Consider the following 25,658-nt stretch of genomic DNA (forward strand, 5'->3'; position numbering starts at 1 on the left):
ATAATAGCGATACCCTTACTTATTGTAAAGTATTCTTTTTGAAATATTTTCCGTTTGCTTTAAAAATATTCATTTTGATCGCAATTGCGACAATTTAGGATGGAAAAAGCAGTTGTTCGTATTTTATAGGTAAAAAAAATCCCTTCACAATTAAGGAAGGGATTAGAAATATCCTTGAGTTTTTAATTCACACCTTACTTTTTAGGGTGATAAAAACGCTTCAATTCAGAGATGCCTTGCATTAATAAAGACAGCTTTGGTTTTTCATCTTTCAAGCGACGGTAGTTTTCATCGTAAACTCGATAGTTACCAAAAGTATCAATAACAACAGTATTTGTTCCTGTTATTAACGCGATGTTTTTTCTGTCTCCGGCAAGTAACCAGTTTCGTTCTTCTGTTTGATTAAATAGATTTATACCGCTGCTATAACTGTTTGCAGGTGTTGTTGTACCTAAAAACTCTTCCATTAGGGTAGGAGTTAGATCTAAATGACTTGATGTTGTCGTTATTAGTTCTGGTTCTACATTTGGCCAATGAATAAGCATAGGAACACGTAGTTGATATTCACTAAAGTTGGTACTTGAACCCCAGCTGTTTGTCTGCGTTTCATCAAATTCCATACCATGGTTAGATGTGATGATAACGATGGTTTTTTCCCAATCTGGAGATTGCTTTAACGTCGATAAAACTGTTTTAAGCTGTTTGTCAGTTCTTTGTACCGCTTTACGATAATTTACTTCAAACAGGCTTTGGTTTACGTTTTCAGTAGAAATTGGTTCAGCATCATCATATTCAGACACAGATGTAAGTTCTAAGTAACTAAACCAAGGTTTTTCACTTGTTTGTTTACCGAACCACTCTTTCCATTGTGAAATCGCTTTTTTATCATTCATTTTTTCTGTTGATTGAGCAATCTCACCTTTGGTAAAGATGATTTGTTTATACAGAGATGAATCAAAATCATCGCCGCTAAATAGACCAAATTGATAATTTCTAGCGTGTAACTCGGTTAAAATTGGAGATTCGATGTGTGAATTTCTAAAACTGTCTACGTAATTGCCAGGCAGACCATAGAATAACCCGAATAAACTCGTTGGATTATTACTCGCACTATAGTGATTGTTATAGTTCAGGTTATTTTGTGCAAATCGAGTTAAATTTGGCGTGTCAGTATGATTAAGCGTATCTGCTCGAAGGCTATCAATCATAATGATTTGCAAGTTGTAATCTTTTTGTTTTGTTTTAAATACAATAGGTTCAAGAGGGTAACGCATGGCTTCTGTTGCGCCACCAGTCCCTTCATTTTGAATTTGTTTTGCAAGTGCTTCGCGATCAATGAAGCCGTGCTTTTCTAAAAATGAACGAGCTGTCATAGGGTAAGAGAGCGGGAATGTAGCACGTTGAGCAGTTACTGGACCATAAGCTGATGCATCAGCCCATGTGTGAATTAAGTGACTACCAATAAAAGCGATGGCAAATGTGATCGCAAATGGACGACCAACGTGCTTATGTGCAAGTCTACGTAACTTATTCCAAACCCATTCAGATAATGAGAGTTGCAGTAGGAATATTACAGGTACCACAATGAATAAGTACTGCCATTGTGTATTTAAATTAGATTTATCATTGTTAAGCAACATATCCCACACAAGCGGCGTGATATGCAAATGAAGATTCTGATAAGCGTATGTGTCTAATAAGAGTAGAGTCATTCCTGCCGTTGCAATGATGACACTTAAAATACGCATAAGTCGTTGTGATGGCGTAATAAAGGTCAGCGGAAACAGAACAAGAATATAAAAACCAAAGATTAAGAAACCAAAATGACCTATCCAGTTTAATACAAGATAGGTTTGACCAAGAAAGGTCTCAGGCCATGGTGATTGCGCTATATAACGCGTACCAATAAGCATTGCTGCTATGATATTGAAAAAGCTAAACCAGTGACCCCAAGTAATTAACTTAGAAACTTTGTCGCCGTATGTATTCCCGCTATCAACCATGGTCTGTGAATTCTCGCTCTTAGTGAGTTTTTGGTTTATCTAGTGAGCTAAGTAGTGCTTGAGCAAATTTTTCAGCGATGATTTGGCGCTGTTCTGCTGGCACTTCTTGGTTTAGAACGTTTGTTGCAATGTTACCAACTAGCATTAGAGATAAATCAGCTGGTGCACGATGTTTGTCTAATACATCGACCATCTCTGTTAACATTTGTTCAATTTGTTTGTTGCTGTATTTTGAAGTAATAGCCATAAGTCTTTTCAGTCAGTTAATGATAGTGAAAGCGGCTTATGATAACCTACTATGTACGTCAACTAAAAACCTTTTCTATTATGAGTTTAACCCTTTCAAACGTAATTTTACATAAATTAGTAAAAAATGAGCAAGATGAACTTGAAGTTTGTCTAAGAAATCAAACTCTTGAGAACGAAGAGTTCACAGAAGCTCTTGTTTCTGAGTTACATCGTGTATTTAATTCAAAAGCGGGTAAAGGCTTCGGTGTTTTCAAAACTGAAAGTGAGTTTGGTCATTGGTTATCATCTGTTCGTAAGAACGAAACGCCATTTTTAGAGTTTAGCAATAATTCAGCAGAGAAGTTAAAGTCTGAGCTGATTAAATATCCATTTGCGGAAGAAGGTATTTTAGTTATCGCTGAATACCAATCATTGGCTACAGAATACCTGTTTGTTGCAGTATTGCCTTCAAATGAAAGTATGAAAGTTACTGAGCAGCTAGATATTAGTGCGACTGATTACCTTGATATTGCAAAAATGGACATTGCAGCACGTATCGACTTATCTACTTGGGAAACAGATTCAGATTCAAATCGTTACCTGACTTTCATTAAAGGTCGTGTTGGTCGTAAAGTTTCTGATTTCTTCTTAGATTTTTTACAAGCTGATGTTGGTATGGATACTAAGGTTCAAAACCAAGTATTAATGCAAGCGGTTGAAGATTTTTGTGCTGATGAACGTTTAGATAAAGAAGAAAAACAACAATATCGTAAACAAGTTTATGATTACTGTAATGGTCAACTGCAAGCGGGTGAAGAATTAACAGTTAAAGAATTGGCAAGTGAATTACCAACGTCTGAATCTGGTTCTAATTTTTATCAATTTGCAGAAGAGCAAGGCTATGAGTTAGAAGAGTCTTTTCCTGTTGATCGTACAGCATTACGTAAATTAACTAAATTTGTTGGTGCTGGTGGTGGTTTATCATTAAATTTTGATGCAATGCTGCTTGGTGAGCGTGTTTTTTATGATCCAGAAACAGATACGTTAACGATCAAGGGCACACCACCAAACCTTAAAGATCAATTAACGCGTCGATTAGGTTCTTCTGAATCATAATTATTGTTTATATGATCAAAAGTAAGCTGTCTATTTGAGTACGTTTTGACAACTCTTCTCAAATATTTGATAGCTTGCTTTTTACAAAATGATACCCTATCTATTCTTTAATTATCATTTTTGGTTAGGTAGGGTTGTTCATGAAACACACCTCTAAATTCTTTTCTATTATTATCTCTCTTTTGATGCTTAATGGCTGTTCTCTTCTTGAAGTTAAGTTAGAGTCTCAATCCGTGCCATTAACAACAGCAGAGTTAAACACACGTATTTTAACTCGTGAATACAGTAAGCATTTCTTTAGTGAAGTAGAATCTGCTGCAGATGAAATCGCATCAACTTACCCTAAAGACGACACCTTACATCAGTCTTATGTTTTATTATGGAAGATTCATGCAGAAGAGGGGCTTCAACGTGCGGCTTATCAGGTCTCCCCAAAAGTTGCTCTAATTGATACTTGGGTATTTGCTGCACAAATGGAGCAGTTTTTCTCTCCTGAAGGTAAAGGTGCAGAGCTTTTTGATAGCGATATTGATTATAAAACCAGTCAGGCTTTATACGTCGATATTGAAAATATGGCAGAAAAACTATTATCTGGCTCAGAATTTAAATCAGGGAAAGAGTTTGTTACTCAATTTGTAAAAGATCATGCATTTGATAGTTTAATGATGCGTAGAACACCTGCATTAAAGGCTTGGTTAGCTCATCAAAATATTGATGAAACAGAAGCAGTAGCGACACTAGGTACTATGCCTGAAGCTCTAGGAGATGTTTCTGATCGTCTTGGTTTAGTTTCTGAACAAACGCCAAAAATTATGACGTGGAAAGCTGAATTGATTGCCATGAATAGTACTATTAATGGTAATGACGTGAACAAAACACTAGAGAGCTTACGAAATACATCGCAATCGTTCCAAGATTTTGTGAAAAACAACCCAGAATATATGCAAAACCTTGCCGAGCAGATGAGCATTCAGTTGCAGCCATTGCTTGATGATTTGGATATGAAAACCGATGATAAACTGAATCAATTAAGTGCAGAGCGTATTGCTTTAGAAGCTATGGTCGCTCGTGAACGTAAAGAATTGGTTGATATGGTTGAAAGAGAGCGTAAGGCGATTGCTATCATTGTAACTCAAGAGCGTGAGAAGTTTACTCAGGATTTAGATCAAGTATCCCAAGATGTTTTAACTCTTGCTATGGATAAAGTGATCGATTTAATTAAGAGTACAATCATTTACTTCATTTTGTTTATCTTAGCTATTTTCTTTGCTCCTTTGGGTTTAGGCTATTTCTTAGGAAAAAGAGCGGCAGTTAAGAAAACCGCAGTGTAATAAACATAACCCGAATAATTAAGCGTTAGATACAAAAAATGCCAGTGATCATCACTGGCATTTTTATTTAATGAGTAATCTAAGAATTATGCTGTTTTTGTTTCTACAGCGATAGCTTCATCAGTTTCTTCTACTGTTACTGTTGGTTCGCATTTATCAACAAACCAACCGAAGTACGAAGTTACAATCGTTACGATAATACATACGAAGCTTAACCACATGAATGGAGCATAAGACAGTGTAGCGACGCCTAAGATACTTGCCATGTAGATACCATTATCACTCCAAGGAACCATACCTGAAGTTAACGTACCACCAAACTCAGCATTACGAGATAGGTTCTTACGTTTGTAACCTAAACGGTCGTAGTTTTTCGCACAAATTTTTGGTGTAAGGATAAGCGATACATACATCGCTGAACCGAAGATGTTACCAAAGAAAGCAGTAGCAATCGTACTCGTTGCAAGAGAACCTGGACCTTGAACTCGTTTTTCAAATAGTTTCGCAACGGTTTCAAGAACACCTACTTTATCTAATAGACCACCAAAACCTAGACCAAATACGATAACGGCAACTGATCCAAGCATTGAAGACATACCACCACGATTTAGGATCGCATCAATAAACTCAACACCAGATGAAATTGAGAAAGGTGCCCATGCTGTATTAAATGCTGTCAAGAAATCGATATCTTGTACCATTACTGCCCAAACGATACCTAGAAGAGAGCCAAAGCTGATCACTGGGAAAGAAGGCATTCTCATCGCCAATAGGCCAAGAACAATAACAACAGGTACAAATGAGAATGGAGAGATAACAAATTGCTCTTCCATTGCTAAGATAACAGAATCAACTTGGCTCATGTCTACGTTACCAGCAAAGTGGAAACCGAATGCAGTAAACATAATACCAGTGATGATGTAGCTGATAAGAGCAACAGGCAGCATGCCTTTAATATGCTCCATAACTTCAACGTTAGACATTGAAGAAGCAAGGATTACAGAATCTGAAAGAGGTGACATTTTGTCGCCAAAATAACAGCCTGAAAGGATTGCACCTGCAGTAATTGGTGCTGGAACACCAAGACCTTGACCGATCCCCATCATTGCGATACCCGCTGTACCTGCTGCGCCCCAAGACGTACCCGTAGCAAGAGCGGTTAATGAACAGATGATCATTGTTGCAAGAAGGAAGATAGAAGGGTGAATTGCTTTCAAACCATAGTAAATAATGGTTGGAACAATACCGCCAGATATCCAAGTACCCACTAACGCGCCAACAGCCAAGAGAATTAATACCGCTCCTAGTCCATTGGAGATGCCATTTAGAGCTGCTTTTTCTAAAGATTTGTAGTCATGGCCTAATTTGATACCTAATGTCATGATAATGAACCAGCCAATGTAAAGAGCTAGTTGGATAGGTAGATCAAGTTGTGCCGTGAACGAAAAGGCAAGAAGTAGAAATAGCCCTAAAGATATAATCACCTGCGTAATCGAAGGTAACTTTGTTGTTGCTTGCTTCATGTATAAAGCCTCTTTTTTGTATGTATGAATAAAATTCACACGATAAGGGATTGTGTTTTCTAAACGAGGTGCACTTTACCTTATGATCAACAATAGATCGATTAACTCTAGTTGATTTGTGATTTTTATCTCTACTCTTGTTAATTCAATAATAAAAGCGTAATTATCATGTTAATAAATGGTTTTTATTTATGGTGTCGTTGATTTTAATCCTAGGTTAATGTGTTTATTTTGTATTAAAAAATGGCGTAAAAAGTAACTTAACCTTAAATTTTGTCTGTGATTACTAGTTTAAACGTTTGCTTTTTTTGTATCTGGCAAGATTTTGTGAAATGTAACTAGGTGTAAGATATGTAAAGTGTTCACTTTTAAAGGGTTTTAATGTTTATTAGTGTAAAGCTCATAAAAGTTATATTTATGTTGTTTTAAATTTTCGTTTAATAAAAAGATAAATATTTTATTGGTGAATAAATGCACTTTGTTCTTTTTAGGTATTCGTTAATTTGTAAGGAAAAAAGACGAGATTAATTTTACGCCATACAAAAATAGTTCTTGAGATTTTATTCTGTTCATCATATAGATGGAGGAAGCATATTTATTTTTTAAGATTACAGGGAGAGTAAAATGAGAGTAGGTTTAGTTGGTTGGCGCGGTATGGTTGGTTCTGTATTGATGCAACGTATGGTTGAAGAACGCGATTTCGATCATATCGAACCTGTATTTTACACCACATCGCAAGTTGGAATTCCAGCTCCAAACCTTGGTAAAGATGCAGGGTTATTACAAGATGCGTTTGATATTCAATCACTATCAAAATTAGATGCCATCATTACGTGTCAGGGTGGTAGCTATACTGAAAAAGTGTACCCAGCACTTAGACAAGCGGGTTGGAAAGGTTACTGGATTGATGCTGCATCAACATTACGTATGAAAGATGATGCTATTATTACTCTTGATCCTGTTAACTTTGATCAAATTCAACAAGGTATTCATGCAGGAACAAATACCTACGTAGGTGGTAACTGTACTGTTAGTTTAATGCTTATGGGGTTAGGTGGCTTGTATAAAGCTGGCCTAGTTGAATGGATGAGTGCAATGACGTATCAAGCGGCTTCTGGTGCTGGTGCGAAAAACATGCGTGAATTGATCTCACAAATGGGCGTGATTAACGATTGTGTGACTTCTGAGTTGGCAAATCCTGCGAGTTCAATTTTAGATATTGATAGAAAAGTAGCAGAAACCATTCGTTCTGGTTCTTTCCCTACCTCTGAATTTGGTGCTCCATTAGCAGGCTCGTTGATCCCATGGATTGATGTAAAGCGTGAAAATGGCCAAAGTAAAGAAGAATGGAAAGCAACAGTAGAAACGAACAAGATTCTAGGGCTTGAAAATGCGCCAGTGCCAATTGATGGAACGTGTGTACGTATTGGTGCAATGCGTTGTCACTCTCAAGCATTGACGATTAAACTAAAACAAGATGTTCCAATGGATGAGATTGAAGAGATCATCGCAACGCATAACGATTGGGTTAAAGTAATCCCTAATGAACGTGATATTACGGCACAAGAATTAACACCTGCAAAAGTAACAGGGACGTTATCTGTTCCTGTTGGCCGTTTACGTAAAATGTCGATGGGTAATGAGTTCTTAAATGCCTTTACCGTTGGTGATCAGTTGCTATGGGGTGCAGCAGAGCCACTTCGTCGTACATTACGTATTATTTTGAACGAAAAAAGATAAGCTGTTAATACTTATTGATTGGAATTAAAAAAGGCTTCCTATGAGAATATCAGGGAAGCCTTTTTCCTACGAAATTATCTGAACAATTACTTATTCGGATTGATATTAATGCGTTAATTCACCACATAAATTCTGCTGCATCATCGTACGCATGGTTTCATATGGTAATTCTTTGCTTAAAATATAATGAAGCTTAGCTAGAGCCGCTTCTGGCGTCATATCATACCCACTAATTACACCAGCTTCAGCTAGAGCACAACCTGTCGCATATCCACCCATGTTTACTTTTCCAGATAAACATTGAGTTAAGTTAACCACTACAACACCACGTTCCGATGCTTCTTTTAATTGAGCAAGAAGCTCTGGATTTTGCGGAGCATTACCAACACCAAAGGTCAGTAAGATCATCGCATTCACTGGTTGGCGCAGTGTGTTTTTGATCACTTCTGCTGAGATCCCAGGGTACATTGTCACTACACCGATTGGTTGTGGTGTGATGTTATTTACCGTGAACTCACCTTCAGGTTGTTTGTTGATCTCTGCACCATTAATTTGGATATTAATACCAGCCTCTAATAGAGGTGGTAAATTTGGTGAAGAAAACGCATCAAAACCATCCGCATGGGATTTCGTACTACGGTTACCGCGGATCAACTTGTTATTAAAGAATAACGTTACTTCGTTGATAGGGTAGTTTGCTGCAATATGTAATGCATTTAATAAGTTGCTTTGGCCATCAGAGCGAAGTTCTGCAAGAGGAATTTGTGAACCCGTTACAATAACTGGTTTACCAAGGTTCTCTAGCATGAAAGAAAGAGCTGATGCTGTATAGGCCATGGTATCCGTACCATGAAGAATTACAAATCCGTCGTATTTGTCGTAATTTGCACGAATATCGTCAGCAATACGCTGCCAATCTTCAGGCGTCATGTCTGAAGAGTCAATCAAAGGCTCGTATTCGTGAATGGTGAAAATTGGCATTTCTGCACGGTGAAACTCTGGCATTTGTTTTAGTTGATGTTGCATGAATCCAGCAGCTGGAACATAACCATGGTCATCAGACTTAATCATGCCGATTGTGCCGCCTGTATAGGCGATGTAAATGTGTTTTCTTTCCATAATAACAACGGTACAGAGTTATGGGAGGTGGGGGGATTATACTGTGCATTTGGCATAAAGAAAGCCCGACATGTGTCGGGCTCGTCATGCTTTTAAAGATTGCTACAGTTTAAACAGAAGAGATATTGCCCTTTTGGATCATTAAAGTTATTTAACATATTGATATCTGTTGCAACTTTATTAATCGTAGGTTGCAAAGCTTCAGGGGCAAATGAAAATAACTCTGTTCTGACACTCGCATTTAGGTTCATGCTTAATTCTTCTAAGAACTGCTCCATTGGCGTTAGTGGTTCTTTTACCCAATATAGGTTGTATGATTCCATATTTGCTAATTGAGCAGCTGCTTGTACTGCATCATCAAAATCACCCAGCTGATCAACAAGACCATGTTTTAACGCATCTTTACCTGTCCAAACTCGGCCTTGCGCCACTTTGTCTACGGCCTCTAATGATAGGTTACGATGATCGCTGACTAATTTGATGAAGCGATGATAACCATGTTCAATACCTAGCTGCATAACTTGAGCAACATCATCATTTAAAGGACGAGTAATACCAACACCATTAAAAGGAGAGGTAGAGATACCATCACTGTGGATTCCCATTTTCTCTAACCCTTTCTCAAACGTCGTTAAAATACCAAAAATACCAATAGAACCTGTGATTGTTGTTGGCTGAGCAATAATTTTATCAGCACTTGCTGAAATCCAATAACCACCAGAGGCCGCTACACTAGACATAGACACAACGACTGGTTTTCCAGCTTCTTTTAATGCATCAATTTCGTTACGAATGACTTCAGAAGCAAACGCACTACCTCCTGGACTATCAACACGAAGAACAACTGCTTTTACTTTGTCATCGCCACGAGCTTGACGCAGAAGAGACGCGGTTGAATCACCACCAACAGTACCTTGGCGCTGTGTTCCATCCATAATTGCACCACTAGCGACAACAACTGCAATATCTTGAGCATCAGGAATGACGGTTGGTTGAACTTGCGGCAAGTAATCGTAATAGCTAATTTGTTTAAAACTGTCGTAACCATTTGAACCAAATTGCTCAATGAGGTCCTTGCGAACTTCTTGTCGTGTCGCTAGCTTATCGACTAAACCTAGCTCTACCGTCATTTGCGATAGATCGCCATTCACTGATTTTAATTTAGCAATAAATTGATCCATTGGCATAGTGAGTGTTTTTGGATCGATTTGACGATTGGTTGAAACGTCATCTAGATAAGCATCCCAAAGCTGCGTTAACCAAGCTGAAGCTGATTCTTTTGCAGCATCAGACATGTCATTACGAAGGTAGGGTTCAACTGCCGATTTATATGTACCGACACGGAATACATGAGTAGACACATTCAATTTTTCTAACAAATCTTTGTAGTAAAGTGTATACGCACCATAACCACGTAACAAAACAGTACCATCTGGAGCCATGAAGACCTTATCTGCATAACTTGCTAAATAATATTGGCTTTGATTGTAATAATCGCCAATAGCATAGACTGGTTTGCCTGCTGCTTTGAATGTATTGATTGCTTTAGCAATGTAGCGCAGTTTAGTTAGGCTGGTTTCGTTCATTTCTTTTAGATGAAGCACCAAGCCAGACACATTATTATCATGTGCTGCAAAACGAATCGTATCGACGATATCAAATAACACATTTTCTTGTGATTTTTGGCTACCTAAAACATCAGAAGTAATTCGTTCTAATGGCTCTCTAAATTTGCTTTCTTCAACAATTGGGCCAGATAAGTCGAGAATTAATGCTTTGGGTTCAACAATTTTATCTTCTGTTGATGGGGGAGTGCTATCTAAGAATGCGAAAGCAATGACGCCAATAAAAATGAGAAAAAACAGATTAAGTACGAGCTGGCGCGTAAAGGAAAGTAACTTCCATATCGCTTGAAAACATTTGCCTATGAAGTGGAATAACCCTTTCATATATTTCCTTATTATACATTTTATGATCTATGTCTATATCCTACTCTAAGTAGTAAATAAAGTAACTAGGCCAAAAGGTCTAAGTGAGAATTAGTCTGATTTATGCGTAATAAGTAAAAGATTTGATGAATGTTGCATAATTGTAAAAAGGTAATTGTAACAAACGTATATTGATACTATTCTGGTCAGACCACAATAATTATAAGTGATGGATTGATATGAGCTACCCACATTTGTTTCAGCCGTTAGATTTAGGATTTACTCAGTTAAAAAACCGAGTGCTGATGGGATCCATGCATACTGGCCTTGAAGAAAGTAATGATGGATTTAAAAAGTTATCTGCTTTTTATGCCGCAAGAGCAAAAGGTGGTGTTGGGCTCATTGTCACAGGTGGTTTTGCTCCAAATTTTAGAGGTCGTTTAACTCCATTTAGTGCACAGTTTAGCTCGTCTCGTGCAGCAGAAAAACATAAAACACTAACTCAGGCTGTGCATGATAATGATGGTAAGATTGCCCTTCAGTTATTGCATGCAGGTCGCTATGCCATGCATCCACTTGCATTAAGTGCTTCAGATATTAGAGCACCTATCGGTATGTTTACCCCGTCTCAAATGAGTGAGCGACAGATTCAAAAAACAATCCGTGATTTTGCTAATAGTGCCTATTTTGCGAAACAAGCAAATTATGATGGTATAGAAGTCATGGGCTCTGAAGGGTATCTAATCAATCAATTTATCTGTGCTCGTACTAATGTTCGTTATGATAATTGGGGAGGGAGCTACCAAAATCGAATTCGTTTCCCTCTAGAAATTATTAAAGCCATAAGAGAAAAAGTGGGTTCTGACTTCATCATTATTTTCCGCTTATCTATGCTTGATTTGGTTGAACAAGGCAGCACTTTTGAAGAGGTCGTTGAACTTGCACAAGAGTTAGAAAAAGCAGGCGTCACGATTTTAAATACAGGGATTGGTTGGCATGAAGCTCGTATCCCAACAATTGCGACCCAAGTACCAAGAGCGGCGTTTAGTTGGGTAACTGAAAAATTAAAAGATAAAGTATCGATACCTTTGGTTACTTGTAATCGAATCAATACACCAGAAGTAGCGGAAGATATATTAGCAACGGGGCAAGCTGATATGGTGTCAATGGCTCGTCCATTTTTAGCGGATCCTGAGTTTGTAAATAAGGCAGAACAAAACAAAGCGGAGCTCATTAACACTTGCATAGGATGTAACCAAGCATGTTTAGATCATGTGTTTAAGGCTAAAAGAGCAACCTGCCTAGTTAATCCTCAAGCGTGTTATGAAACTGAATTATTCTTAGAACCAAGTAATAAAACGAAATCTATTGCGGTGGTTGGTGCTGGGATGGCGGGTTTATCTTGTGCGGTATCATTGGCTGAGCGTGGCTATCAGATCACCGTTTTTGAACGCAATGAGCGTATCGGTGGGCAATTTAATTTAGCAATGCAAATCCCAGGTAAAGAAGAGTTTAAAGAGACCATTCGTTATTTTACCAATAAGCTCGACCACCAGAACATTGTCGTGAAATTAAATTACAGCGTTGAAATGGATGAATTACGCCAATTTGATGACGTCGTCGTAGCAACGGGGGTCAAACCAAGAGCTCCTCACTTAGAAGGGAGTGAACATCCTAAAGTGATTGATTATCAAACCTATATTAAAACCCAACCGACATTAGGGCAAAAAGTAGCGGTTGTTGGTGCGGGAGGAATCGGTGTTGATGTCGCTACAATGATAACTGAACCGGGAAATCAGACATTAGAAACATGGTTACGAGATTGGGATATTGATAAAAATATTGAATTTGAAGGTGGATTAAAGCCTCAAGATACCCATAAATCATCACGAGAAGTGTGGCTCATGCAGCGTAAAAAAGGAAGCATAGGTAAAGGACCTGGAAAAACCACGGGTTGGATTCATAAGCGTACGTTAGAAAAACGTGGCGTGAATATGCTAGCAGGTGTTGAATATTTAAAAGTGAATGATGATGGTCTTTATATTCGACATAATGATGAGGTTAAGTTGTTAGATGTCGACCATGTCATTATGTGTGCAGGGCAGGTGTCTGTTAATGAGTTAGCTGAAGCATTAACAATAAATGAAATCAATCATCATGTTATTGGTGGGGCTGATTATGCAGGTGAACTGGATGCGAAAAGAGCGATTCGTCAAGGAGTAGAGTTGGCTTCAAAGTTATAGCCTCTTAATAAACAAAAACTTGATAACTGTCTATTCATACAGGTATAGTGCTGATGTTATTCACAACATCAGCATTTTTTATGTCACGATTATTTATTGCCGAAAAACCAAGCCTTGGCAGAGCGATTGCCGCAGGCCTAGCAAAACCACAAAAAAATCAACAAGGCTACATTGAATGCGGCAATGGAGATATTGTGACATGGTGTATTGGTCACCTATTAGAACAAGTTGAACCTGATGCGTATGATGATAAGTATAAATCATGGCGTATGGAACACTTACCTATCATTCCTGAGCAATGGCAGCTTAGACCAAGAAAAGCCTCCAGTAAGCAATTAACGGTAATTCGAAAATTGCTAAAAAATGCAACGCAAATCGTTCATGCTGGCGACCCCGATAGGGAAGGTCAGTTGTTAGTGGATGAAGTGCTAGATTATTTAAAATTATCTAAGACAAAGAAGACTGCAACTCAACGTTTATTGATTAGTGATTTAAACCTTCCAGCGGTGAAGCGTGCGTTGACTTCTATGCGAAGTAATCAAGAGTTTATTCCTCTCTCTATTTCGGCCTTAGCTCGTTCTCGTGCCGATTGGTTATATGGTATGAATATGACACGAGCTTACACGCTATTAGGCCAACGAGGTGGTTATCAAGGTGTGTTATCGGTAGGAAGAGTACAAACTCCTGTTTTAGGTTTAGTTACTCGTCGTGATGAAGAAATTGCCAATTTTGTACCAAAAGCATATTACACGCTAGATGCCCTTATTCCTTATCAAAATGATCAATTAAACGACGGTGTTCCTTTTGATATCAGAGCAAAATGGAAACCGAGTGAAGCGTGTCAGCCATGGCAGGATGAAGAGGGGCGAGTTCTTAATCTTAAATTGGTTGAAAATGTCGCTCAGCGCATAGCGAATCAATCGGCGACAGTAACTAAAGCTGAAAATAAAGAAACCAAACAAAATGCGCCTTTGCCATATTCTTTGTCATCACTTCAAATCGATGCGTCTAAACGTTACGGATTAAGTGCACAGCAAGTGCTAGATGCATGTCAGGCATTATATGAAAAACATAAATTAATAACCTATCCACGTTCAGATAGCCGTCATTTACCAAAAGATCATTATAAACAGCGTGAGCAAGTGTGTGCAGCGATAGGGAATAATGATAAGCAACTATCAACTGCCGTTACAAAAGCCGACCTCTCACTAAAGTCTCGAGCTTGGAATGACAGTAAGGTGGATGCTCACCATGCCATTATTCCAACACCAAAATCCAGTGGGTCAGCCGGATTATCTGGCTATGAAGAGAAAGTGTATCATTTAATTGCACGTCAATATCTTATGCAGTTTTATCCTGCTGCGGTATATGCTGAGGCGGAATTGGTCTTTGATATTGCAGGTGGGGTGTTTGTTGCAAAAGGAAAACAAATGCTATTTGCGGGATGGAGAGTATTACTTGGTAAAGTTCAATCTCAAAATAATGAGGACGATGTTGCCAATAAAGTTCCACCATTAAAGAAAGGTGAGGTTCACACTTGCCGAGAAGGTGAAATAAAACATCGCATGACTGAGCCGCCAAAGCACTTTACCGAAGCTACATTATTGCAAGCAATGACAGGTATTGCGCGCTTTGTAGAAGATAAAGAGCTGAAAAAAATACTAAGAGATACGGATGGCCTTGGAACAGAAGCGACTCGTGCGGGGATTTTAGATACGCTATTTAAACGCCAGCTATTAACACGAAATGGAAAGTCAATTCATGCCAGTGAAGCAGGCAGAGGGCTTATCCATGCTCTACCAAAAGAAGCAACTTACTCGGACATGACTGCTCATTGGGAATTTCAGCTACAAGGTATGACAGAGAAAACTCATGCTTATCGACCTTTTATGTCGGAATTAGAAATAAAAGTGACTAATTTTATGCAAGGTGTTCAGCAAGGCCCAATCCCTCAGTCATTGAGAACATTAAAAAGCTCAGTTAAACCACAATTTAAACGTAAAAGAAAAGCAAAGAAATCTTAAAATACGATCCCCATCATCGATTCATTTTTAAGAATACACTATTGTGCCTTGGTATTTATAACTCATAATAAAAAGGCACGATATGTTTAAAGATGTAATTGGTTTTGGTGTTGCAGGTAATTTTGCTGGTCATTTAGAGCAAGCGGGTGAAGCGACTGATTTTTTGAATGTAAAAGTTGAGAACAATATTCAACCTAAAGCATTATTTCCTTTTTATGTTCCATCACAGCATGCAGGTTTTCTATCTCAATATCCATTATCTTCTGACACTATTGTTCCGCCAAATGATGCCGATAACCTACAAATTGAACCAGAAGTTGCGATTGTTTTTGATATTAGTTACCAAGACAATAAAGTGGTGGCACTGACTCCCGTTAAATTTGCAGCATACAATGATTGTTCAATAAGAAAACCCAATGCAAAAAAAATCAGTGAGAAGAAAAATTGGGGTGCAGAAACAAAAGGCATTTCTAAAGATTTCATCGAATTATCATCATTTACTAAAGGTTGTGAGTTAGATAAATATCGTATTGCAAGTTTTCATATGCGAAATGGTGAGCTTAATCGATACGGAGAAGACAGCGCTGCGATTGATTACAGCTACTTTCATGAGCAATTAAATGATTGGATTATCGATAAAATGAATAATCAGAAAGATGAAGGGCCTGCGGAAAATCTATCTATTTATTTGGCTAATGCTAATTACCCTGAGCAGACAATTATTAGTATTGGAGCGACAAGATACACTCCATACGGTGAGACGAATTTTTTAAAGTCGGGGGATCAAAGTATTGTAGTTGTTTATGATGGTGAAAAATATACAAGCGACGAAATTGAAATAATGGCAAAAATGAATTCGTTTGAAAAATCAGGTATTTCACTATTAAATCAACAGGTTATCTAAGCAGTAGATATAATGAAGCACACCATTAAAATGTCAGTTGTCTGTTAAAACTGACATTTTTGGAAGAAATAGCACAGAAATGTATGTAATATAGCCTGTTCACTTTGTATTGAAGAATTTATACATGCCGAAATTTAATTTAAAACATATTTTCCTTATACCAACACTATTCTTAGTGTTGATCGTAGGTTTTATCTTAAATAACCATATTAACTCAGTACAACGTCAAGTTAACCGTGAATACGATCGTATTATAAATTCACTTCAACGATCAATTAAAGTAATTATTTCGTTAGATTACAATATTTCGCAGCTATATAAGCAAAATCAAGGTAGTTTTTATAATCACAACTTTGAATTAAAGAAAGAAAGTGGTCTTTGTGTTATTCGTCCAAGCGAAAATTTAGATGCGGTAATGGCAGAACAAGACATTAGTGTTGCAGAAGGACGTCTTGATTATAGCATTGCAGGCAAAAAAGATTTATGTGATCCATCGTCTGAAGTATATGAAATAGCATCAAAGAAGGTGAGCCTTGCCCCGGTTATTTCTTTTATTCATGATTATGAAAGTTATCTTCATGGGATCTATTTCATTTCAAAATATAATTATATTATTTCGTCACCAAAAGAAATTGCTGAGAACTTAACACAAAAGAAACTGGATGTTATTTATTCACGACCATACTGGAAAAATAGTATGAAAAACGACAGTGAAAAATACATTACGTTTACACCTCCATATACTGATGCTTTTGCTGATGGTCTTGAAGTATTAACGTTTTCAACCCCTATCTACTATAAAGGTATTTTCAAAGGTGTATTAGTTATTGATCTATCGGTAGACAAACTTTTACGTTCTCAAAATGAAATATCACAACATATCCAGTTGCTTAATAGTGCTGAATATAAGCGATTTGAACAATATCGCTTTATGCAACCAGTTAATTTAGATTTCACAGATTTTACGTACTTTTTGTATTATAAAACCACAGTGAAAGAAGAGCTAAAAGGGTTCTTATTACATGATTCTAATTCGTTAATTTTAACGTTAGTAATGTATATCCTATCTTTGCTATCTATGTTTTATTACCAAAGTCGCGTATCTCAAAAATACTATCGTGATTTGGCTAAACAAGATCCAATGACAGGTTTATATAATCGTCGTGGTTTTGAGATGAGCTTACAAGATCGTGTCGTGAAGAAGTACGTTGGTTTTGCTATTTACGATATTGATGACTTCAAACAAATTAATGACGTGTTTGGGCATGATGTGGGTGATGAGGCGATTAAATATGTCGCGAGAATGCTGAATAAGAGTGTACGTGATAGTGATATTGTGTCTCGATTTGGTGGTGAAGAGTTTGTTATCTGTATTAATGCTGAATCAAGGAATAGTTTAGAAAGTGTTTGTGAGCGTGTAAGAAAATCAATTCAGGACTCATCAGGAAAAGTGGTTAAAGGTGGTTTTACTGTTTCTGGTGGTGTGACGGTAATTGATTCACATCAGGAGTTTTCTTTTGAACATGTGATTAAGAAAGCCGATGCTTTGCTTTATAAGGCGAAACAAGATGGTAAAAACCGAGTTTACTTCTCATAAACTCGGCTATTTATTAGGATAAATAAACGCTAACAAAATTAAGAATTAGCTTACCTTTTCTAATTCTTGGTTGAGGCGTGCAACGATAGGTTCTGATTTTTTATGGCTTCTAATATCCATAAAAATATCTCTTGCTTCGGTGTACTCTTGACGAAGATAAACAAGCCATTGTTTTACTCGGTTTGAATAATATTGCCCCTTGTCTCCCGCCATTTGAAGCTTCGAATAATGAATAAGCAAAGCAATGACTTCAGGCCAAGGCATTTTTGAATGGTTGTGTTTAACTACATTACCTAAATTGGGAACATTAAAAGCGCCACGGCATACCATTAATGAATCGATCCCTGTCGCAGCGATACAGCGTTGGCCGTCATCATAGTTCCAAATTTCACCATTTGCGATAATTGGAATATCAATTTTTTGGCGAACTTGATTAATGTAATCCCATTTAATCTCTTCTGCTTTATAACCATCTACTTTGGTTCTTGCGTGAATGGTTAACTCATCCGCACCAGCTTGTTTGATGGCATCGGCAATCACAAAGCATTCTTCAGGATTCTCCCAGCCCAAACGAATTTTAGCCGTCACTTTCTTATCTTTACTTACAGCATCTCTACAAGCCTTAACGACTTGATAGATGAGCTCTGGCTCTTTTAAAAGCGCGGCTCCGCCACGACTTTTGTTTACGGCTTTAGCTGGGCAGCCAAAATTCAGATCAATACCGTCAGAGCCCAGTTCAATTGCTCTCGCAGCATTTTCTGCCATCCAGTTAGGCTCTTGACCTAATAGTTGAAGACGAATTGGGGTACCTGATTTAGTTTTACTGTTATTTAGTAGCTCAGGACAAATACGATGGAATACATGAGGAGGTAGCAGTTGATCGACAACGCGAACAAACTCTGTGACACAGAAGTCGTAATCATTAATTTCAGTTAGTAACTCGCGCATTAAATGATCGAGTACGCCCTCCATAGGGCCTAGTATTACTTGCATATCCCACCTCTTTTATTGGAGGTGGGATTGTAGGAGGAAAGAAAGCTTATGTCACTTACTTCCTTTGTTATAAGTAGTAATTATTGTTTCTCCCGTCGATGGGAAATAATTCAGTCGATAACCCTGCTGATTTTTATTAGTGATGTCTGATGTATAGTAATACATACAAGCTTGTGGTTTACCTGTAACAGGTGAACCATACCAATATTCAATATCTGTACTAGAAGTAATAAAATCATCACCTTTATATTCAGAAATAGTTAAGTCTTGATTTAGTAGTGCATTCCAAAGCTCACCACAACCTTCTCCGGTAATAGTGCCTTGATGGTTTGTTGTACCAAGTGGAAACCCTTCAGCAGATGGAAATATCTTTTCGTCTCCGTACTCTACAGCTACACCTGAACTGACTGATGGTTCACCTTGTGTTAACCAAGCAGCATGGTACAAATTAACTCCAGAGGTGAATTCGGCAAAGACACCTTTAGCTCTAGATTTATGAGCATCGTTTTGCAAGCTTAAAAATCGTGGTGCAGCCGTAACGGCTAAAATTCCTAAGATAACAATAACAACGATCAACTCTATGAGTGTAAATCCTCGATTTTTTTTCATAATGTTCTCAACAAGCAAAAATTAATAATAACGGCACTTAGGCTCTAATAATTATTTGCGCTATACTACGCCGAAAACTTAATTTAAAAAGTGAAAAAATAATGAAGTACCAATTAATTTCTCTAAGTGATGCAGATTTAAGCTGTACAAATGTATTTCTTGAAGGTGCTGTGCTAGCTGCAAATATGGCAACAAAACCTTTAGAGCCAGAAGTGTGGTTGAATGGTCTTGTTGGTACTGATGTAACTTTGAATATTAAAAATGCAGTTATTCATCAAATTGAACAGCAATACACATTACTTAAACGTAATGAATATGAAATTGCCAATTTGATTGATACTGAGAACGTTGACTTATTGGCTGATTTCGCTGAAGGCTTTATGAGTGTTTGGCCTTTAATTGAAGATATGTGGGCTGAAGTAAGCATTGGTGATGGTACTTCTCGTATGTTATCAGCATTACTAACAACGTTAATGCTTGCGCTTGATGAAGAGCAAACACAGGCTCAAATGAAAGAAGCGGGGATTGACACACCACCAACTCTAAAAAGCATGCTTCCACAATTAGATATGATGATTCTTGAAGTCGCAATGGCTGCTGATGAGTTGCAAATTGGCTATAAAGGCCAGAAAGTAAATCCATATAAAGATATTGGCCGTAATGATGCTTGTCCGTGCAATAGCGGTAAAAAATTTAAACAATGCTGTGGTAAATAAAGCACTAAAAATAAAAAACCGCCATTAATACGTAATTAGTGGCGGTTTTTTACTATTAGCAATATTGCTATTATTTTTTATTGAAGAATTGTGCGATAACAAAAATAGCCAAAGCAATTAAGTTACCTGCAAAAATAATAACTAGCCACTGAGGCATCGTTAGCGTTAAGAATTGCCATACGATCTTGCTACAGTCACCATAAGCTTCAAACATCCACGGTGCCCATTTATTTAATGGAGCCCATGAAGGGAAGGTTACAAATAAATCGCAGGTTGAAAATGGTGAAGGGTTTAATTGGAAATCAACATGTTCAAGCGCAAGTTTAAGCCCCCACCCAGCACTGATCCCCCATGCAACAAAGCCACACCAGCGGATAATAAGGTTATTTGGATTTAATAACCCAATAATCGCGGCGCCACCAATCCCCATCATTGCAACACGCTCATAAATACACATAACACAAGGTGGAAGTTTCATTATGTGTTGAAAGGTCAGTGCGGAGGCTTCGAAAAAAATAATACAAAGGAGTAGCAGAAACCAAGATAGGCGAATGCGTGAGAAATGATTAAGGGCTTGCATTTTTATTCCTTATAAAAATAAAGGCCCCGTATCTACAGAGCCTTTGCTATCAAAAGTAGTTTACCTTATTAATGACCACTAGAAATCGCAGAAGTTGCACTTTCTATTGTTCCAGGTGCAATCCAACCAAGATCGTAGAACATTGCTGTCATAGGTTCAAGGAAGAAAATGATACCAAACATACCAACTAGTGCTAATACAATTGTATAAGGAAGAGCCATCCATACCATACGGCCGTATGATAATTGAATTAACGGAGCAAGAGCAGACGTTAATAAGAATAGGAAAGCTGCTTGACCATTTGGTGTAGCAACAGACGGTAAATTTGTACCTGTATTGATAGCTACAGCTAGTAGGTCAAATTGGTCACGCGTAATAACACCATCCATTAATGCCGCTTTTACTTCATTAATGTAAACCGTACCAACGAATACGTTATCTGAAACCATCGAAAGAACGCCATTTGCTACATAGAATAAAGCAAGCTGAGCCCCTTTGTCTTCTACTGCAAGTACAGCGTCAATAATTGGTTTAAACAGTTCTTGGTCAATGATTACGGCTACAACGGCAAAGAATACGGCTAATAGTGCGGTGAATGGCAGAGCCTCTTCAAACGCTTTACCCATAGAGTGTTCTTCAATAACACCTGTAAATGCTGTCGCAAGGATAATCACTGATAAACCAATTAGACCAACGGCAGCAAGATGAAGTGCCAAACCAACAATTAGCCATACCGCAATTAAACCTTGGATGATTAATTTAGCGTTATCGATATTAGTACGGTTTTTACGTTCTTCAGCTTCGTAATCTTCTAGAATTTTGCGTACGTTCTCAGGTAATTTTGCACCGTAGCCACAGATACCTAATTTTTCAACTGCGATACAAGTTAAAATGCCACAGATAAATACCGGCGCTGTAATTGGAAGCATACGGATAATGAATTCACCAAACATCCAACCAGCTTGGTCTGCAATGATCAAGTTTTGTGGTTCACCCACCATTGTCATTACACCACCAAGTGCGGTACCAACACCTGCATGCATTAATAAGCTACGTAAGAAAGCACGGTAGTCTTCTAAATCTTCACGTGTTAATTCATCAACATCGCTATCACAAGTATGGTCGTGAGTTTGTGAACCACCTTGACCTGATGCTACACGGTGATAAATTGCATAGAAGCCAACAGCAACACTAATTACAACTGCAATTACCGTTAACGCATCAAGGAAAGCTGATAAAAATGCAGCGGTAAAACAGAATGCAACAGATAGTGCAGTTTTTGATTTAATACCAATAAGTATTTTAGTGAAGATAAATAGAAGCAATTGCTTCATGAAGTAGATACCAGCAACCATGAATACTAGTAGTAAAAGTACTTCGATATTGGCTACGAGTTCATGTTTCACTTGTTCAGGGCTTGTCATACCAATAGCAATAGCTTCAATAGCTAATAAACCACCAGGTTGTAATGGGTAACATTTTAACGCCATTGCAAGAGTAAAAATAAACTCAACAACAAGCAACCAACCTGCAGTAAATGGATCTACAAAGAAGAAAACAAGTGGGTTGATTACAAGAAAAGAAAGTATTGCGATTTTGTACCAATCGGGGGCTTTACCAAGAAAATTTTTGATAAATGCATTCCCTAGCGAAATAGACATGTGATGCTCTCTACATTATTACGATAATTCTAAAAAATAAGGTTAAGTAGGGAGTTGATAATAATCGCCTAACATATTGTTATTAGTAAAGATAAACAACTATTTAGAAAAACAACAAGGCTTATTTTACTGCTTTGCCAAATAACTACCTATATATACCTAACCTTATATACCAAACGCCTGAACTTTACTCTTAATTCCTTAATAGTCAATATTTGAAAAGAGGTAAATTGATCAAAATGTGCCTTTGCTCGGTTTTATTAATAAAACTAAAGAAATGTATAGAAAAAAGGTAGCAGATTTCTTGATTTATTAGGGAGATTAAGGCTTAAAAATTGGAAATGTGTTTCTAAATTACAGGTAAATTTAATAAATAGTTAAGGATTTATTGAACTGGTGGTATGATGAGTGCAGTTATCTTATTTAAAGAACGGATTTTAAACTTGTATGGTTATTAAGGCAAAAAGTCCTGCAGCATTCGCTGAAAAGTACATTATTGAAAGTATTTGGAATGGTCGTTTCCCACCGGGCTCAATTTTACCAGCTGAGCGAGAGCTTTCTGAATTAATCGGTGTAACGAGAACGACATTACGAGAAGTATTACAGCGTTTAGCTCGTGATGGTTGGTTGACAATTCAACATGGTAAACCAACAAAAGTGAACAATTATATGGAAACCTCTGGTTTGCATATTTTGGATACATTAATGACATTAGTTGATGCAAATAATGCCACTTCAATTGTTGAAGACTTATTAGCAGCTCGAACTAACATTAGTTGTATTTTTATGAGACAAGCATTCAAGACAAATAAAGAAGGCTCTTTAAGAACACTTAATCGCGTCATTGAATCATGCGAACAGTTACTTGCTGCTGAAAGTTGGGATAGTTTCATCGAATCCTCTCCGTTCGGTGCCAAGATTAAAGCTGAAGTAAAAGAAGATAACGAAAAAGATCCTGCAAAACGTGAAGAGATCTTGATTGCTAAAACCTTCAACTATTATGATTATATGCTTTTCCAAGGTGTTGCTTTCAAATCGGGCAATCAAATTTATGGTCTTATCTTTAATGGTTTGAAAAAGCTTTATGCACGAGTTGGTAGTTACTATTTCTCTAACTCCGAAGCTCGAGAGTTAGCTTTACAATTTTATCGTGACTTAAAGCTTATTTGTGAAGAAGAACGTAAAGATGCTGTAATGCCTAGAATGCGCCAGTACGGTATGGAAGGTAATTTGATTTGGAATGAAATGAAATTAAATTTACCAAGCAACTTTAGAGAAGATGATAGTTAATCCGATTTAGAATTTAATCAAGCAGGCATTTAGCCTGCTTTTTTTATACCTAAAATAAACAAAAAAATCTAAATAACTATGAAATGGTGTGTGGTTATGTATAATCGCACGCTGTATTGTTAATTCTATGGTTATATAAGGTTGTCATTGTGAGTAAATTAATAAGTCGCTCTGTTTTTTGTCTTTTGGTGTTATTTAATAGCAGTGTTAATGCAAAAATTTCACAATGGTCTCTTGGTGCCGCGGCAGCATATTCCCCTTCTTTTTATAAAGAGACGCCTTCGAATACAACCATTATTCCTATGATTGGTTATGAGGGGGAGCATCTATTTCTTAGAGGGTTTAGTGGTGGTTATCGTTTACAACCTGTAGGTTCACCTCAAAATATAATATTTCGATTTGTCTATGATCCTAGAACGTTTAAGCCCAATGATTCAAATGATGCTGCAATGCAAAAATTAGATGAGCGTAAGAGTACCGTGCTTGGCGGGGTGAGTTATCAGATGATTACTCATGTTGGAATTGTCGAGTTTACAGGAGGGACAGACGTAGGTCGTACTCATAATGGTTTTTATGCAGAAGCGGCTTGGCGTTTACCAATAAGAGGAAAAGGATGGGCAATTACCCCATCACTAGGATATTCATATAATAGTGAGAAATTAAATAATCATTTATATGGAGTAACCAAGGAAGAAGCGTTACGAACAGGAATTGACCAATTTAATGCAGATTGGGATGGACAGTTTTTTATTGGATTATCGACTTATTTCCACATTACACCAAATGTTCGAGTGACTGGCGGTTTACGTTATGTGAATCTTGAAGGGAACCTAGAAAATAGTCCAATGATTGAACATACAACAAGTTCAACTGGTAATGTCGGTATAGCGTACGTGTTCTAGGAATTTTTATATATTATTTAGTTCGCTTTATTAATGACTAAGAGCTTATGATTTATAAAAAAGGACGTGATTAATAATATTGTTAATGAAGGTGTATTTAAAAAACTAACAATAAAGTAATTATTCGATAAAAATTTAGTGGGTTTTATCTTATTCAGATTGAACTGAAGTCCATTTAAAGTTTCGAGCAATAATACGTTTCTAAATGTAATAAAATGAAAATAAAAAAAAGACCACTTAGAGTAAGTGGTCTTTTTTTATGTTCTTAAGAGTATTATTAGATTAAAAACTCTTCTAGTTTTTTACCAGCATCAAGCTGTGCTTGAAGAGCTGAAGGAGTACGGCCTTGGCCTGTCCATGTTTTCTCTTCACCAGCGTGATCTTGGAATTTATATTTTGCAGGGCGAGGTGCACGTTTTTGTTTTGTTTTTACTGTTGTAGCAGACATAGTATCTAATAGATCTTCAGGAGCGATGCCGCTGTCGATCATCATTTGGCGGAACTCTTCAAGTTTAGCTTGTTTTTCAGCTAGTTGAGCACGCTCTTCAGCTTCAGATTCTTGACGTTCTGCAACAACAGATTGAAGTTTTTCTAATGCTTCTTCTAATTGCTCTAAAGTCATTTCACGAGATAAAGCACGTAGGCTGCGTAGGTTAAGCAGCGTTTTAATTGTATCAGACATATTTGATTCCATAATTATTTTGATAATATGATTATAATATAACAGAAAAATAATATAACAAATTTCTAGATAAAGGAATAAAAAAATATTAATGATATTAATATTAATAATATCCATTCTTAAGGATAAGACGCCTGCTAAATAGTTTTAAAATGTTTCATTCTAATTAGCTAGATAACTTAATGTTAAAATACTCAGATATAGTATTGCAAAATTGTTTTCAATCCGTACAATAACCGCACCTAAAAGGGTAGAGGCGCACCGCCTAAGAGTAAATTGTAAGAGGGTGATACTTACGACGACAATTGAAAGGAGTCGGTGCCGAAGTTAATTACGTTAATCGAGCGTATTAGCTGGGGTTATTTCGAAGAGGAATAACACTGCCATAGTCAATTTTATTTTTTAACTATGGAGCGCTACTGTAGGGGAATGTTATTCATTCACTTCCTTAATAACGATATTTATCGTA

Annotated in this window: 20 protein-coding genes and 1 riboswitch; of the genes, 10 read left to right on the top strand and 10 right to left on the bottom strand. The window is 37.2% G+C overall.

The features are described 5' to 3' along the window. Positions 1-194: 194 nt before the first annotated feature. Positions 195-2,003, bottom strand: a complete 1,809-nt coding sequence (locus GNP81_RS04730) for a DUF3413 domain-containing protein (RefSeq protein ID WP_155674302.1) — start codon at positions 2,001-2,003, stop codon at positions 195-197. 19 nt (positions 2,004-2,022) lie between these two features. After that, positions 2,023-2,250, bottom strand: coding sequence for a YejL family protein (locus tag GNP81_RS04735; protein WP_005419945.1), 228 nt, complete (start codon positions 2,248-2,250; stop codon positions 2,023-2,025). An 80-nt stretch (positions 2,251-2,330) separates the two neighbouring features. Here GNP81_RS04735 and yejK point away from each other — a divergent pair, with 80 nt between their 5' ends. Then, on the top strand, positions 2,331-3,347 hold the full coding sequence (gene yejK / locus GNP81_RS04740; RefSeq protein ID WP_026029399.1) for a nucleoid-associated protein YejK: 1,017 nt from the start codon (positions 2,331-2,333) through the stop codon (positions 3,345-3,347). Positions 3,348-3,487: 140 nt separating this feature from the next. Further along, complete coding sequence (locus tag GNP81_RS04745; RefSeq protein WP_155674303.1) at positions 3,488-4,678, top strand: chemotaxis protein; 1,191 nt, start codon at positions 3,488-3,490, stop codon at positions 4,676-4,678. An 86-nt stretch (positions 4,679-4,764) separates the two neighbouring features. Here the strand turns inward: GNP81_RS04745 and nhaC are convergent, their stop codons facing one another. Then, the gene (gene nhaC / locus GNP81_RS04750) at positions 4,765-6,201 is read right to left on the bottom strand and encodes a Na+/H+ antiporter NhaC (RefSeq protein ID WP_011262206.1); all 1,437 of its coding nucleotides are present in this window, start codon (positions 6,199-6,201) and stop codon (positions 4,765-4,767) included. Positions 6,202-6,825: 624 nt separating this feature from the next. Between nhaC and asd the strand changes: the two genes are divergently transcribed. After that, positions 6,826-7,941, top strand: coding sequence for an aspartate-semialdehyde dehydrogenase (gene asd / locus GNP81_RS04755; RefSeq protein ID WP_155671623.1), 1,116 nt, complete (start codon positions 6,826-6,828; stop codon positions 7,939-7,941). Positions 7,942-8,046: 105 nt separating this feature from the next. Here asd and ansA read toward each other — a convergent pair whose 3' ends face one another. Together ansA and sppA are read right to left on the bottom strand one after the other, a co-directional pair. Then, positions 8,047-9,060, bottom strand: a complete 1,014-nt coding sequence (gene ansA, locus GNP81_RS04760; RefSeq protein WP_005419937.1) for an asparaginase — start codon at positions 9,058-9,060, stop codon at positions 8,047-8,049. Between the two features lie 92 nt (positions 9,061-9,152). After that, the gene (gene sppA / locus GNP81_RS04765) at positions 9,153-11,009 is read right to left on the bottom strand and encodes a signal peptide peptidase SppA (RefSeq protein ID WP_155674304.1); all 1,857 of its coding nucleotides are present in this window, start codon (positions 11,007-11,009) and stop codon (positions 9,153-9,155) included. 218 nt (positions 11,010-11,227) lie between these two features. Between sppA and GNP81_RS04770 the strand changes: the two genes are divergently transcribed. From GNP81_RS04770 to GNP81_RS04785, 4 genes are all read left to right on the top strand, one after another. Beyond that, entirely contained in the window at positions 11,228-13,231 is a 2,004-nt protein-coding gene (locus GNP81_RS04770; RefSeq protein WP_155674305.1) for an NADPH-dependent 2,4-dienoyl-CoA reductase, read from the top strand. Positions 13,232-13,311: 80 nt separating this feature from the next. Continuing rightward, positions 13,312-15,255, top strand: coding sequence for a DNA topoisomerase III (locus GNP81_RS04775; protein ID WP_196587405.1), 1,944 nt, complete (start codon positions 13,312-13,314; stop codon positions 15,253-15,255). A gap of 82 nt (positions 15,256-15,337) precedes the next feature. Further along, positions 15,338-16,159, top strand: coding sequence for a DUF5718 family protein (locus tag GNP81_RS04780; protein WP_155674307.1), 822 nt, complete (start codon positions 15,338-15,340; stop codon positions 16,157-16,159). A gap of 124 nt (positions 16,160-16,283) precedes the next feature. Continuing rightward, positions 16,284-17,756, top strand: a complete 1,473-nt coding sequence (locus GNP81_RS04785) for a sensor domain-containing diguanylate cyclase (protein ID WP_155671633.1) — start codon at positions 16,284-16,286, stop codon at positions 17,754-17,756. Between the two features lie 45 nt (positions 17,757-17,801). Here the strand turns inward: GNP81_RS04785 and dusC are convergent, their stop codons facing one another. Together dusC and GNP81_RS04795 are read right to left on the bottom strand one after the other, a co-directional pair. Continuing rightward, positions 17,802-18,749 carry a tRNA dihydrouridine(16) synthase DusC gene (gene dusC / locus GNP81_RS04790; RefSeq protein ID WP_155651707.1) on the bottom strand — a complete coding sequence of 316 codons (948 nt, stop codon included), beginning with the start codon at positions 18,747-18,749 and terminating at the stop codon, positions 17,802-17,804. 51 nt (positions 18,750-18,800) lie between these two features. Then, positions 18,801-19,358 carry a type II secretion system protein gene (locus GNP81_RS04795; protein ID WP_155674308.1) on the bottom strand — a complete coding sequence of 186 codons (558 nt, stop codon included), beginning with the start codon at positions 19,356-19,358 and terminating at the stop codon, positions 18,801-18,803. Positions 19,359-19,459: 101 nt separating this feature from the next. On the opposite strand from GNP81_RS04795, the gene GNP81_RS04800 reads away from it, so the two are divergent. Then, positions 19,460-20,074: a YecA family protein gene (locus GNP81_RS04800; protein ID WP_005419922.1), complete on the top strand. Its 615-nt coding sequence runs from the start codon at positions 19,460-19,462 to the stop codon at positions 20,072-20,074. Positions 20,075-20,144: 70 nt separating this feature from the next. Here the strand turns inward: GNP81_RS04800 and dsbB are convergent, their stop codons facing one another. Both dsbB and nhaB read right to left on the bottom strand, forming a co-directional pair. Further along, a complete protein-coding gene (gene dsbB / locus GNP81_RS04805) occupies positions 20,145-20,654 on the bottom strand; it encodes a disulfide bond formation protein DsbB (RefSeq protein WP_065595420.1) in 510 nt (169 codons plus the stop codon). Between the two features lie 68 nt (positions 20,655-20,722). After that, positions 20,723-22,315 carry a Na(+)/H(+) antiporter NhaB gene (gene nhaB / locus GNP81_RS04810; RefSeq protein WP_005419920.1) on the bottom strand — a complete coding sequence of 531 codons (1,593 nt, stop codon included), beginning with the start codon at positions 22,313-22,315 and terminating at the stop codon, positions 20,723-20,725. A gap of 447 nt (positions 22,316-22,762) precedes the next feature. Between nhaB and fadR the strand changes: the two genes are divergently transcribed. Together fadR and GNP81_RS04820 are read left to right on the top strand one after the other, a co-directional pair. Further along, positions 22,763-23,605, top strand: coding sequence for a fatty acid metabolism transcriptional regulator FadR (gene fadR / locus GNP81_RS04815; protein WP_155671641.1), 843 nt, complete (start codon positions 22,763-22,765; stop codon positions 23,603-23,605). A gap of 149 nt (positions 23,606-23,754) precedes the next feature. Beyond that, positions 23,755-24,507: a MipA/OmpV family protein gene (locus GNP81_RS04820; protein WP_336495445.1), complete on the top strand. Its 753-nt coding sequence runs from the start codon at positions 23,755-23,757 to the stop codon at positions 24,505-24,507. A 277-nt stretch (positions 24,508-24,784) separates the two neighbouring features. Here GNP81_RS04820 and GNP81_RS04825 read toward each other — a convergent pair whose 3' ends face one another. After that, entirely contained in the window at positions 24,785-25,189 is a 405-nt protein-coding gene (locus tag GNP81_RS04825; RefSeq protein WP_005419917.1) for an H-NS family histone-like protein, read from the bottom strand. 243 nt (positions 25,190-25,432) lie between these two features. After that, a riboswitch (Lysine riboswitch) is annotated at positions 25,433-25,616 on the top strand. Positions 25,617-25,658 lie beyond the last annotated feature (42 nt).

The organism is Aliivibrio fischeri, assembly GCF_009727955.1.
Taxonomy (GTDB): domain Bacteria; phylum Pseudomonadota; class Gammaproteobacteria; order Enterobacterales; family Vibrionaceae; genus Aliivibrio; species Aliivibrio fischeri_A.

What these genes read in the sequence shown, in the direction of transcription:
- GNP81_RS04730 (WP_155674302.1), bottom strand. Translation starts at nt 2,003, where the DNA reads ATGGTTGATAGCGGGAATACATACGGCGACAAAGTTTCTAAGTTAATT.
- GNP81_RS04735 (WP_005419945.1), bottom strand. Translation starts at nt 2,250, where the DNA reads ATGGCTATTACTTCAAAATACAGCAACAAACAAATTGAACAAATGTTA.
- GNP81_RS04770 (WP_155674305.1), top strand. Translation starts at nt 11,228, where the DNA reads ATGAGCTACCCACATTTGTTTCAGCCGTTAGATTTAGGATTTACTCAG.
- nhaC (WP_011262206.1), bottom strand. Translation starts at nt 6,201, where the DNA reads ATGAAGCAAGCAACAACAAAGTTACCTTCGATTACGCAGGTGATTATA.
- GNP81_RS04745 (WP_155674303.1), top strand. Translation starts at nt 3,488, where the DNA reads ATGAAACACACCTCTAAATTCTTTTCTATTATTATCTCTCTTTTGATG.
- nhaB (WP_005419920.1), bottom strand. Translation starts at nt 22,315, where the DNA reads ATGTCTATTTCGCTAGGGAATGCATTTATCAAAAATTTTCTTGGTAAA.
- GNP81_RS04795 (WP_155674308.1), bottom strand. Translation starts at nt 19,358, where the DNA reads ATGAAAAAAAATCGAGGATTTACACTCATAGAGTTGATCGTTGTTATT.
- GNP81_RS04775 (WP_196587405.1), top strand. Translation starts at nt 13,312, where the DNA reads ATGTCACGATTATTTATTGCCGAAAAACCAAGCCTTGGCAGAGCGATT.
- GNP81_RS04825 (WP_005419917.1), bottom strand. Translation starts at nt 25,189, where the DNA reads ATGTCTGATACAATTAAAACGCTGCTTAACCTACGCAGCCTACGTGCT.
- fadR (WP_155671641.1), top strand. Translation starts at nt 22,763, where the DNA reads ATGGTTATTAAGGCAAAAAGTCCTGCAGCATTCGCTGAAAAGTACATT.
- GNP81_RS04780 (WP_155674307.1), top strand. Translation starts at nt 15,338, where the DNA reads ATGTTTAAAGATGTAATTGGTTTTGGTGTTGCAGGTAATTTTGCTGGT.
- yejK (WP_026029399.1), top strand. Translation starts at nt 2,331, where the DNA reads ATGAGTTTAACCCTTTCAAACGTAATTTTACATAAATTAGTAAAAAAT.
- sppA (WP_155674304.1), bottom strand. Translation starts at nt 11,009, where the DNA reads ATGAAAGGGTTATTCCACTTCATAGGCAAATGTTTTCAAGCGATATGG.
- GNP81_RS04800 (WP_005419922.1), top strand. Translation starts at nt 19,460, where the DNA reads ATGAAGTACCAATTAATTTCTCTAAGTGATGCAGATTTAAGCTGTACA.
- ansA (WP_005419937.1), bottom strand. Translation starts at nt 9,060, where the DNA reads ATGGAAAGAAAACACATTTACATCGCCTATACAGGCGGCACAATCGGC.
- dusC (WP_155651707.1), bottom strand. Translation starts at nt 18,749, where the DNA reads ATGCAAGTAATACTAGGCCCTATGGAGGGCGTACTCGATCATTTAATG.
- asd (WP_155671623.1), top strand. Translation starts at nt 6,826, where the DNA reads ATGAGAGTAGGTTTAGTTGGTTGGCGCGGTATGGTTGGTTCTGTATTG.
- dsbB (WP_065595420.1), bottom strand. Translation starts at nt 20,654, where the DNA reads ATGCAAGCCCTTAATCATTTCTCACGCATTCGCCTATCTTGGTTTCTG.
- GNP81_RS04785 (WP_155671633.1), top strand. Translation starts at nt 16,284, where the DNA reads ATGCCGAAATTTAATTTAAAACATATTTTCCTTATACCAACACTATTC.